The 10866-nt window shown below is 56.6% G+C and carries 10 protein-coding genes; 5 read left to right on the top strand and 5 right to left on the bottom strand.

Annotation, left to right across the window (positions count from 1 at the left end):
* Positions 1–507: 507 nt before the first annotated feature.
* From Pla100_RS29900 to Pla100_RS29880, 5 genes are all read right to left on the bottom strand, one after another.
* Positions 508–2361, bottom strand: a complete 1854-nt coding sequence (locus Pla100_RS29900; RefSeq protein WP_146583010.1) for an Hsp70 family protein — start codon at positions 2359–2361, stop codon at positions 508–510.
* 67 nt (positions 2362–2428) lie between these two features.
* The gene (gene grpE, locus Pla100_RS29895; protein ID WP_146583008.1) at positions 2429–3100 is read right to left on the bottom strand and encodes a nucleotide exchange factor GrpE; all 672 of its coding nucleotides are present in this window, start codon (positions 3098–3100) and stop codon (positions 2429–2431) included.
* On the bottom strand, positions 3093–3506 hold the full coding sequence (locus Pla100_RS29890; protein ID WP_146583006.1) for a J domain-containing protein: 414 nt from the start codon (positions 3504–3506) through the stop codon (positions 3093–3095). The genes grpE and Pla100_RS29890 overlap by 8 nt, the downstream gene beginning before the upstream one ends.
* Positions 3507–3524: 18 nt before the next feature.
* Positions 3525–5825 carry a hypothetical protein gene (locus Pla100_RS29885; RefSeq protein ID WP_146583004.1) on the bottom strand — a complete coding sequence of 767 codons (2301 nt, stop codon included), beginning with the start codon at positions 5823–5825 and terminating at the stop codon, positions 3525–3527.
* A gap of 75 nt (positions 5826–5900) precedes the next feature.
* Entirely contained in the window at positions 5901–6359 is a 459-nt protein-coding gene (locus Pla100_RS29880; RefSeq protein WP_146583002.1) for a DUF3750 domain-containing protein, read from the bottom strand.
* 37 nt (positions 6360–6396) lie between these two features.
* Here Pla100_RS29880 and Pla100_RS32280 point away from each other — a divergent pair, with 37 nt between their 5' ends.
* From Pla100_RS32280 to Pla100_RS29860, 5 genes are read left to right on the top strand one after another with little or no spacing between them, the layout of a single operon-like run.
* Positions 6397–6528: a hypothetical protein gene (locus tag Pla100_RS32280; protein ID WP_261344838.1), complete on the top strand. Its 132-nt coding sequence runs from the start codon at positions 6397–6399 to the stop codon at positions 6526–6528.
* Between the two features lie 28 nt (positions 6529–6556).
* Complete coding sequence (gene argB / locus Pla100_RS29875) at positions 6557–7420, top strand: acetylglutamate kinase (RefSeq protein ID WP_146583000.1); 864 nt, start codon at positions 6557–6559, stop codon at positions 7418–7420.
* Positions 7417–8628, top strand: coding sequence for an aminotransferase class III-fold pyridoxal phosphate-dependent enzyme (locus Pla100_RS29870; protein WP_146582998.1), 1212 nt, complete (start codon positions 7417–7419; stop codon positions 8626–8628). Before argB ends, Pla100_RS29870 begins: the two co-directional genes overlap by 4 nt.
* Entirely contained in the window at positions 8625–9560 is a 936-nt protein-coding gene (gene argF, locus Pla100_RS29865) for an ornithine carbamoyltransferase (protein ID WP_146582996.1), read from the top strand. Before Pla100_RS29870 ends, argF begins: the two co-directional genes overlap by 4 nt.
* Positions 9560–10552 carry a hypothetical protein gene (locus Pla100_RS29860; RefSeq protein ID WP_146582994.1) on the top strand — a complete coding sequence of 331 codons (993 nt, stop codon included), beginning with the start codon at positions 9560–9562 and terminating at the stop codon, positions 10550–10552. Before argF ends, Pla100_RS29860 begins: the two co-directional genes overlap by 1 nt.
* Positions 10553–10866: the final 314 nt, after the last annotated feature.

The raw sequence follows: 10866 nt of genomic DNA, 5'->3' as shown, positions 1-10866 counted from the left end.
AGTATCGTTCCTTACGCGTCGAGAGAGCCCGGAGGCAACCGCAGCCCCCCCACAACGCGATCATCCGAAGTCAACAAAAAACTTTTTCGAACCACCATCAACATCCACTAAACCGACAGCCCGCTAGTCGGGGGCGGTTCGGCGACCGAACGAACGGCGCGAGATTGATGTGCAGGGTTGGCAGCACCCACGATGGTCAGGTCCAACTGGTCAATGATTGAGGACAGATGACCAGCAGATTAATTCATCACCCGATCGAGGGGAACGGCAATGCGTGGTTTCGCGCAAAACTTAACAATTAACGGAGGTCAAGTATTTAACCACCCAGCAACTTCCGTTCTTCGGCCACTTCCGGCGTCATTGGTTGTTGCCGGAGGTACTCGAGCCGACGGCGGACTTGAAGAGTTAAGGTGAGATCCGCTTGACAGCGACGACACGAGGTTGAGGGCGTTTGCTTGGCGCGGCAGACGGGGCAGCGAAACTCGGCCGGTGGATCGTCGAGTCGCTTCATTGGACATAGAACAACAAGTCGTCCAAGTCGGCCGCTAGCTCTTCCACCTCGTGCGTATCGCCATCTCGCATCGCTTCGTTAATCCGTTCTCGCAGGGAGTCCAATTCGACGGCGTCATCGCCTTCGATACGATCGGCGAGTTGTTCCGATTTTTGTAGGAGTGCGTAGGCTTTTGGATACCGATCTTTGGCCTCTTCGATGACCGCTCCGCCCCGCGTCGGGATCGGCTCGTGCGGTGCCTCGATACGGACTTGGGAATCGATGTCGATTACCTTCACCGAATCATCTTGCTCATCGTCCCACGAAGTGGATGAATTGATTTCATTCGACTCGTCGAACATTTTCGTCAACCGAGATTGAACTCGTTCGCGATCGCTGGCGGCGAACTGGCTTAACGCGTTGTCGATCGTGAGTTCTTCGACCCGCCCCGAGGCGGGCTGCTTCGCGGTCACTCGCAGCATTCCGTCGAGGGTCAAATCAAATCCGATGACGAGCTTGCGGTGCTTTTCATCGCTGCCTTCGAGGTCCATCCTGAAACGACCGATCGAGGCGTTGCGATCGACTTCGCGATGATCGCCTTGCAAGACATGAACTTCCACTCTCTTTTGGCCATCAACCATCGTGGAGAAGGCTCGTTCGTAGCGTGCCGGCAGGGGGCTGTTTCGGTGGATGATCGGCTCAAACTCGAGTTCGGGTCCGTCCAACGACATACCGACGCACACTTCCAATCCCAACGTATGCGTCGACACATCGACCAAGACTGAACCGACCGAACGGCCCTGCAGCATCGCCGCCTGAACCGCCGCGCCCAAGGCGACCGCCAAGTCCGGATCGACCGCTCGGCTGGGTTCACGCAGGAATTGATCGCGAAGTCTATCCGCCACCATCGGAACGCGAGTGGATCCGCCGACGAGTACAAGATCGTCCATTTGGTGGATCGTCATCGACGCGTCGCGGAGTGCTTTGCCGATGCACTCGATCGTGCGTTCGACAAACGGTTCGATCAACTCGTCGAACGTCGAACGTTCCACCGTCATTTGTAGGTTCAACGGTTGACCGTCTTTCTCGGCGATGAACTCTTCGGCGATCGTGGTTGATTCGAGTTGTGACAATTGAATTTTGGCCCGCTCGCATGCCTGTAGCAAACGAAACTTCGATTGAGGTTGAGCCCGCAAATCGATGCCGTGCTCTTCTTGAAATTGATCGCAAACATGATCGAGCAACGCTTGGTCGAGGTCGTCGCCGCCGAGCCGGGTGTCGCCTTGGCTGGCCAACACCTCGGTCACGCCGGCTTCCATTCGCACGATCGAAACGTCGAACGTGCCGCCGCCGAAGTCATAGACGGCGATGTGCCGGCGGTCGTGCGAGTCGGCATGGTAAACCAGCGTGGCGGCGGTCGGCTCGTTAATAATCCGCTCGACGGTCAAGCCTGCCAAATCGCCCGCTTCGCGAGTCGCTTGACGCTGGTTCTCATCGAAATAGGCCGGCACCGTAATCACCGCCCGGTGGACGTCCTGACCGAATGCCTGGGAAGCGACGTCGCGGAGTCGACGCAGGATCATCGCGCTGATTTCCGGCGGCGTGTAAGTTTGATCGCCCAACTCGACCGGGTCCATCGTTCCCATCTTGCGTTTGATCGACGCGATGGTTCGGTCCGGAAAGGCGGCCAATTGGTTGCGGGCGACCGTTCCCGAGATCAATTGGTTGTCCGCATTCAAGCCGACGATCGACGGCATCGACGGCATGCCGTCACAATTCAACACTTGCGGTTTGCCACCGATGATCGCCGCAACGACGCTGTTGGTCGTCCCCAAGTCGATGCCGACGATCGGAGAATTGTCTTGTGTCATGGTCAAAGTTGTTTCGAGGAGGCAAGGAAAGCGACAACAGGGAACTAAGTTTGGATTGGACGACGCATCAGGGCGCTACGCGTACGTTGGCGAATTGAATGACGCGGCCTTGGCGTCGGTAGGTCGCCGTGAGCTGTTCGGAGACGTTGCCCGAGGCGATCCCATCGACGGTCAAGATGCCGAGTGCTCGCATGGTTTCGCCATCGAACGGACGGCCCAAGACGTCGGTCCGGCGGATTTCATAACGTTGCATGGTTTCGCGAAGCTTACCCAGCAAAATCGACAATCCATCGATGACCACGGTGCTCGGTTTGGATTCGATCGGTGACAAAGCCTCCAAAGTTCGAATCAGCGGGCGGGCGAACCATCGGCCCATCGGCGATAACTCGTCGACGACATTGCGAACGGATTGCCAAGCCGCACTGCGGGTTTGTTGTTCGCCGATGTGTTGGGCCATCGCCACCGCAACGGCTCGGTCGAGCTGGATGTCCAATTCGATTAATGTCATCGCGAATCGATCGGTGGCTTCGTCCGCATCGACGGACGCTGCATGGCCGGCGGCCGGTTGGCAGCTTATCAACTCGAGGTTGCGCACCGCTTCGATTAACCGCTCGGTCGTTTCATCGAATCGATCGGTTAACTGCCGGGTTTCTTTGACTTGAGTTCGATACTCGTGACGCATCGCCGTGAACGCATCAACGAGATCCACGAGACCGAACTGGGGTGGGGATTCAGTCAACCGATTCCTCCGCAGTCGACGACCTGCTCACGGTAGAAGACCGGTTGGCTTCACCGGACGATGTCGACTGGGTTCGATTGCCCAGACTGAGCAGGAAGTCCGCATCGATTTTGGGGCGTTGATTCGATTCACGGTCGATCACATCGGACCATTTCGGCGGCTCGCCCTCCTCAGGCGAAGTCAACATGAGCCGTGCCAGCACGAGCGGGTCCCGGGCCGCTTCGTAAGCGGCTTGGATTTGACGAAACTTTTCCGGGTCGCGCTCAGGCGGGTGCTGTTTGACCAGTTCGAGATACTGGCGTCGAACCACGGCTTCGTCGGAAAATTCGGGCAGGTCCAAGACCCGGAACGGGCTCACCGAACCGGCATCGTTTGGGACGTCATGGAGCGTGTCGCTATGGTTCATGGATCGGGTTCCTCATCGTTACAGTTCGCCTCGCGCGGCTCGGCAATCTTCGCAATCGCACTCATTGTCGGACTCGTCCATTTCCGAGCCGAATCGGTTCATCATGCTGCCCAAAAATCCGAATTCGTTCTTCTGAGCGTCTCGGATGCGTTGTTCGAATCGATCGGCGAGGTCATGGTAGAAATGTCGTTCGAACGCGTTACCGGATTGGGCACCGCTGCGAACCGCATCGGTCAAATTCGCAAAGGTTTCGATTCCCCAATTCACCCGACGTTTCAAGATCGCGATCGACTGAGTTGCTGCGAGTGGCGGTGGCAACGGCCGGGTGTCCGGACGCATGAATGTCGGGAAGTATAGATCTCTCATTGAATTGAAGAATCCTTCTTCGGCCATCAAGAACAACGCCGCACGCACCCGTGAATCATCCAAGTGTTCGCTTACGAGATGGTTGTCGGCATCGAACCTGTCTTTCAAGATTTGCAAGAACTTGGTGCCGTGCATTCGATAGGCGGGATACACCAGCCCGGTTCGCCGCAGATCCCAAAAGAACGAAGCCATCGATACCAGGTGATCGGTGGACAGTTCAGTGGCCTTGGCCAAGCCGGCATCCACTTCCGCCCGAAGCGACTTCAGTTCCGCCGCCGGGACTCGCATCCGCTGGGCGGCTGCCAATTTCATGCAAGCCGACAGCGGATCGTCACCGAAAGAATCCATCGCTTTCGCATCGCCCGCTCGCAAATCCACGGCGGCACGAAGATACGGCAGCCAGTCCTGGGACAGCCATTTGGGCCACTGTCGCTGCGCCGCGTCGAGGCGATCCGGAGCCTGCGATAGCCATGATTTGCGGCGGCACAAACGCATCGCTTCGAGCAGATTCCATTTCCACTGCATGGCCCCGGCAAGCGGGTTGTCGGTGTGCGTGCCCGAGAGCCACTGAACATGCGACTTGGCTCGGTCGCTTTGATCATTCTCGAGCAGGTAATCGACAAGTTTCAGCCGCACTTCGATCGCATCAGGAATCGCCGCGACCCAACGTTCACGCACGTCGGCTAGTTCGGATTCCAACATATCACGGCTGGCTTTGAGCAAATCGTTGTCATTGAGTCGATCCTGGAAGACTGCTTCTAAACCCTGCCACGCGACCGTGTTTTTTGGATACGCTTGCACGGAATCGTTGAGGCAAGACCGGATTACGTTGAGATCCGGCGGCGGCAGGAAGGCCGCAAACGGTCCACCGCGAGATTCTTGCTTGTTGATTTCCTCGGCGGCCCGCAACATATGGACATGGCTCGCAATCGCGGCGCGAAGCGGTTCGGGCAACTCCTGATTATTTGGCAGTTCCCGATACAGGTAGTTCTCTAAAATTTGGCTCGTATCACCGTTGTTCGGATAGCTGTTGTTTATTGGAAGATTGTATAGGAATCGAAGGAGCGTATTCTTTCGGTCGTGCTTGGGGCCTTGAAAGTGCTTCGCCGCCAATTCAAACATGTCCACAAACGGCCCACAGAACGCTCGACGGACCGTCGTCTCGTGCAACGCCTGAACGAAATCCGGTTCAATGGCTTGATAATCTTTGGTGAACTCTCTGAGCCACTCGACATGCTCTGGTTCGACGGTCGCATCTTCGATTAAATTGGGAATCCGCAACAACGCCTGCGCGGCGCGGACGGCCACCCGGTCGACATGACTACGTCGGACCAGTTTCGCGTGATAGAGCAGATCCGCGTCCAATTCATCCCGCCACGACGTCGTCGGTTCGGTCACCGATTCGCCGGACTCGATCCCCTCGGACTCGATCCCCTCGGACTCGATCCACTCGGAGGCGGGCAATCGGGCGGGAGAATCGGGTAGATCGTCGCAATGGGCCATCACCAACGAAACCGCGATTCGGTGCGGGCGACGATGTCGGTCCAACCGAGACCAGACTTCCTGGGCCGTCGCCAAATCATCTTTCATCCACGCGGCGAGTCCCTTGAGGAACAATCGCCACTGCGAATAGGGACTGCGACGGGGAATGACATGCAGGGCTTCGAGGGCGTCGCCCGGCATGTACGATCCGATATGTTCCATTGCTTCGCGAATCATGCGGGCCTGATCCGCCAGGTCGTCCGAAAGCTTCGTCAAAACGTGTTCTTGGAACAAGGCGACGTCCTCGATCGGCTCGTCCTCCCATGGTTCGGGAGTCTGCTTGGCCAACCGGGCTTTCAGTCGCATGGCAGGTTGCTGGACTCGCTTTCGCTTTTCCTTGATTTGGTCACGCTGACGCTTCTTTTCTTTGCGTCTGGCCTTTTGGACTGCTTTCTGAGCTTTCGTAACCATCTTCCAGCACAACTCCGTTAATAAACTTTGGCTCAAGCTCCTTAGCCTAGCGAATCCGATTTTGCCGTACCAGGGTTAAGTCGTGACTTCCCGTTCGTGGCGAGTGATCTGATCGACAAATCCAGATCCGACTGCCCTCCATCCCAGTGTGTATTCGTCATCAAGGATCCACTGGATATAAGTGTTGCTATTGGGACCGGGGAAAACGCGATAGTGTGATGAACACGGGTACGAGTCCGGAGACTTTTCCGCCCTCTGGGCGATCCGCTGTGCCGCTCCGCCTTGCCAACTTGCGATCAATCGGGATGCTCCGCCGCCGACGTCTTCGTAGGGCAGAAACAGATTTTTATGCACGTGGCCCCAGCTCTCGTCACAGCAATCTTCGTATTGCCAAACTTCCCACCGATCGATTTGGTCGCCGCGGTAAATTAACAGCCAACAATGCACGGGAAATCGAGCGTACCGCGCGATGCTGGCTCCCCATAATTCGACTCGGACGTCGCCCAGGTCTTGGAAATCGATATCAGCCAACATGGACGTAAAAAATGTTCGAGGAATAGGAAAACCGTTGATGCGATTCGATCAGAAGTTGCAAACCTCATGCCCACAACAATCCGGCCTTCAGTTCGGTGACGTCATCGGATCGCTGATCGCGCCGACGGATTTCGGAAGCCGAATTGACCGATTGCCCGCCGAACCCTAGACTTTTTCCCTTTTCTTTGGGAAAAACGATGGATCAAGCGATCGCCAAGGCGGACACCCTGATCGAAGCGATGGGGTGGATTCGACGATTTCGAGGTAAAACGACCGTAATCAAACTCGGCGGCAGTCTGCTCGAAGATGAAGTCGCGATCCAGCATTTGCTTCTCGACGTGATTTTCATGGAATCGGTCGGCTTGCGGCCCGTGATCGTTCACGGCGGCGGAAAGGCGATCACACAAGCGATGGCCGAGGCGGGCATCGAGGCTAAGTTTGTCCGCGGTCGACGGGTTACCGATGAGGCCTCGCTTAAAGTTGTCGAACAAGTCCTCGCGGGCGAACTGAATGTTTACATCGCCGAACAGATGGAGCGTTACGGCGGCCGCGCTGTGAACCTATCGCCACGGACGACGTGTGTTCTTCACGGCCGAAAACTTCTCGACCCTGATGGGACGGACTTGGGTTTCGTCGGCGAGGTCACGAGCGTTGATCGGGACGTGATCGAGAGTTTGGCGTACACCGACCAGGTCGCCGTGATCCCTTCATTGTGCCATGACGAGCACGGACAACTTTACAACGTCAACGCCGACACAGCCGCCATGGCGGTGGCCCAATCGCTCGGCGCGGACAAGTTAGTGTTCCTTTCCGACGTCAACGGCGTTCGGCGACAAGCCGATGACCCGTCGTCGATCATCCCGGCCATGTCGGCGACCGAGGCGCGTGAATTGATCGCCAGTGGTGTCATTCAAGGTGGCATGATTCCGAAGGTCGAAGCTTGTTTGGAAACGCTCGGTCGCGGCGTGCAAAAGGTCCATATCATTGACGGTCGCCTGCGACATTCGCTGCTTTTGGAAATCTTCACCACCGATGGTGTGGGAACGGAGATCCACGCGTGAGCGACTCCGTCCACCTCGAATGGATTGATGCTACCGCCGGACGGTTTTCAGCCAACGGTCGGGTGTGTCCCGAACTCGGCGAAACGATCTCGCGATGGAGCCAGTCGCATTTCCTTACGTCCAGCGCTGGCCGCTCGACGTCGTCGGACGTAACCGAACTTCATCAAGCCGGTCAACGTGTCGCCGAATTGCTTCGGCAGATCACCGGTCATGACGAAACAACGATTTCACAATGCCATTTCGCGACGACTGGCGAACAAGCCTTGCAAGAAATGCTTGTTGCCGCCCGCGAATCGAAACTCGCTCAAGCGAATGCGTCGTCCGAACCGTTGAAATGCTTGTCTGTCGTTGGCAGCGATCATGGCGGAGGGGTCATCGGCCGGATGGCGAGCGGACGCGCCGATCGGCATGCTCCCGGGTGGCCACTCGTCGCGGGGTTCGATCATGTGCCATGGCGAGACATGGCGCGACGGATCGACGGGAACACCGCGATGGTTTTGATTTCACCGATCGATTGGCACGAGATGGCCGTTCGCGCCGAAGCGGAATACCTGACCGCGATTCGCGCTGCCTGCGATGAACACGGCGCAGCCCTGGTGATCGATCATCGCCAACTCGCACCGATGGGTGGCGGATTTTTTTGGGTTCAGGATTCAATGACGGAAATATCGGCCGACGCCGTCATGATGTCGGCGGGGTTGTGCGGTGGAATCGATTCGGTGGTCGTCGTGTCGTCCTCGTCTTTGGTCGATGCGATTTCGGATGTGCCGGTGGATCAGTCGTCGATCGCTGGTCGCGTGATGGTTGCTTGCATCATCGAGGAGTCGCTCAAGGGATGGCTGTCGGGCGACCTGTTGGTGATTGACACGGAAGATTTCGCCGTCAACTTGGCATCGCGTTTATCCGGCTACGAATCGATCCGCGACCTGCACGTTACCGGTCGTATCATCGGCATTGAAATGGACGTACCTGCGGAAGACTGGATCGCGGTTGCCCAAAGATGCCATCTTAAAGTAAACCCCGCAGGCGAGTTTGCCGTCGGATTGCAACCGCCATTGATCATCAGCGAGACCGAAGCGTCTGATCTAATCGATCGAATCGGGACGGTGTTTGACGCGATCTCGGCGATCGAGACGGATCAAGAACTACCCGAAGAACAGGCGGACTCGAAAGCGCCCCTTATCGAAGATACGGAAGCAGAAACATGAGACATTTGCTCACTCTTTTTGATCTCACGTCCGACGAACTGAGAACGATCTTGAAGACGGCTTCGCACTTGAAGTCGCTGCTTTCACGTGGTGAGCGACCGCCGATCTTGGCGGGGCAAACGTTGGCACTGCTGTTCGAGAAACCGAGCCTGCGAACTCGCGTCAGTTTTCAGGCGGGCATGGTCCAGCTTGGTGGCGGTAGTTTGTTCTTGGGCGAAGACGTCGGTTGGGGCAAGCGAGAATCGCCCGCCGATTTCACCAAGGTCTTAGGTCAATTCGTCGACGCCGTCGCCTGTCGGGCCAAGTCGCATGAACGCGTCGAACTGCTCGCGAGTTTCAATGCGATGCCGGTGATCAATAGCTTGACAGATCTATCACACCCGTGCCAAGCGATGGCCGATCTGTTGACCATTCAAGAAGCGTTCGGCGACGTTCAAGGCAAGCACTTGGTGTTCGTCGGCGACGGGAATAACGTTTCGCGATCGCTAGCGCTGGCCAGTGCGATGTTGGGCGTGCGGTTTACGTTGGCTTGCCCGGAAGGCTATGAGTTTGATCAACCTTGGTTGGACCGAATCGCCGCTCGCTACCCAAACTCAATCGTCGATCAGATGACCGACCCGCATGAGGCGGTGCGAACGGCTGACGCGATTTACACTGACGTGTGGACGAGCATGGGGCAAGAAGCCGAATCGATCACTCGCCGCAAGGCGTTCGCAAATTACCAAGTGAATTCCAAATTGATGCAATCGGCCCCCAAGACTGCTCGCGTGTTGCACTGTTTGCCTGCTGTCCGAGGCGAAGAAATTACCGACGACGTCATCGACGGCCTGCAGAGCGACGTGATCTGCCAAGCGGGCAATCGAATGCACGCTCAAAAAGCGTTGCTCGTGTTCCTGCTTCGTCCGCAATGGATCCAAGCGAACTTATCCTAGTGCCTCGCCTCGGTTGTCCCCACTGCGATGCCTTGCTCGAAACACTCGCACCGCTCACGTCGAATGCGCAAGTCGAGTGCGGTGCATGTGATCGATCCTTCTTATCCAACGAAGCGATCATCCCTGCGTTTTCTCCGGCCCCGTTTTCGCGGGATCTCCCTGCGGGATTCGGACGTGGCGGAAAGCTTGATCAGGTTTTGTTATCCGCGATCGAAATGCTCAGGTCACATGTGTGGGCCCTGTTGGTTACATCACTATTCGTGAACGCGGTTTGGTTCGCGGTGGTTGGATGGCCGTCCAATTTCCTGATCGGTCAGTGGCGATTCATGTTGGCCGGAGAATCAACTGATCTTGGATCTTTCGCCGCCCTCATGACGGCAACCTTCGCCGTGGGAATGATGATCGCTCCGATGTCCGCTTACGCATGGATCGTGATGGCGCGTCTGTCGTTGCACATCTGCCGCTATGGAACGCCTCGACCAGTGTCCGTTGCCGCCGCCGTGTCACATTGGAAAGTCCCGTTTCGCTCTGTGTGGCAGATCAGTGTTTTGTTTGTCGCGCTCGGTGTGATGTTCGCCACGATCGTGGTCGGCGGTTTGGTGGTGACGATCGCGCTGTCACTTTGGACCGACCCTCAATCGGCGACGTTGATCGGAACGTTGGGCATGGGAACGATTTTGATCGGCGGCCTGTTCTCGATGCAGTGGCTGCTGTGGCCGAGCTTGTTTTTGATCGCCGATGATCGCGCAAACCTGACAACCGCCGTCCGCTGGAGCGTTCGTCTGGCTCGTGAACATCGCAAACTCAGTTTGTCTTTGGTTACCGTTTACTTTTTGTTGGCGACGCTCGGCAAACTGTTTTTCTACGTTGGCGAAGTGGTAACTATTCCCATCGCAATCATCCCGATGGCGATCGGTTATTTGAAGATGACCGGCGGCGAGCAGGCTGTTGATTTAGTTTGCATCGTAACCCGAAGCGTGAGGGCGTGTTAGTTTAATCGTAACCCGAAGCGTGAGCGAGGGATTGAGCGCCATCAAGTCCTTTGTATGTATCCCTCGCTCACGCTTTTTGAAGTTGCGCTTTTTTCGTAACCCGCTGCGTAAGCGAGGGATCATTGATATTGACTCATCCCTCGCTTACGCGTCGGGTTACGAAAAACCAATGCCACAGGCAAAAGCGCAACTGGTATGTTGCTCTCTTAACAAAAACAAAGAAAGCAAAAGTCATCTGGACCACTGTGGGGAAGCTACCAGTTGTTTTTCCCACTCTAGCAGAGGCCCAGATGACCACTCTTAGTCCAACCCAA

Source organism: Neorhodopirellula pilleata, from assembly GCF_007859915.1.
In the GTDB taxonomy this organism is placed as follows: Bacteria; Planctomycetota; Planctomycetia; order Pirellulales; family Pirellulaceae; genus Rhodopirellula; species Rhodopirellula pilleata.
Note: the sequence above shows the minus strand (reverse complement) of the source record. Positions and strands in the feature narration are given on the sequence as shown.

What these genes read in the sequence shown, in the direction of transcription:
- Pla100_RS29900 (WP_146583010.1), bottom strand. Translation starts at nt 2,361, where the DNA reads ATGACACAAGACAATTCTCCGATCGTCGGCATCGACTTGGGGACGACC.
- Pla100_RS29890 (WP_146583006.1), bottom strand. Translation starts at nt 3,506, where the DNA reads ATGAACCATAGCGACACGCTCCATGACGTCCCAAACGATGCCGGTTCG.
- Pla100_RS29885 (WP_146583004.1), bottom strand. Translation starts at nt 5,825, where the DNA reads ATGGTTACGAAAGCTCAGAAAGCAGTCCAAAAGGCCAGACGCAAAGAA.
- Pla100_RS29880 (WP_146583002.1), bottom strand. Translation starts at nt 6,359, where the DNA reads ATGTTGGCTGATATCGATTTCCAAGACCTGGGCGACGTCCGAGTCGAA.
- Pla100_RS32280 (WP_261344838.1), top strand. Translation starts at nt 6,397, where the DNA reads ATGCGATTCGATCAGAAGTTGCAAACCTCATGCCCACAACAATCCGGC.
- argB (WP_146583000.1), top strand. Translation starts at nt 6,557, where the DNA reads ATGGATCAAGCGATCGCCAAGGCGGACACCCTGATCGAAGCGATGGGG.
- argF (WP_146582996.1), top strand. Translation starts at nt 8,625, where the DNA reads ATGAGACATTTGCTCACTCTTTTTGATCTCACGTCCGACGAACTGAGA.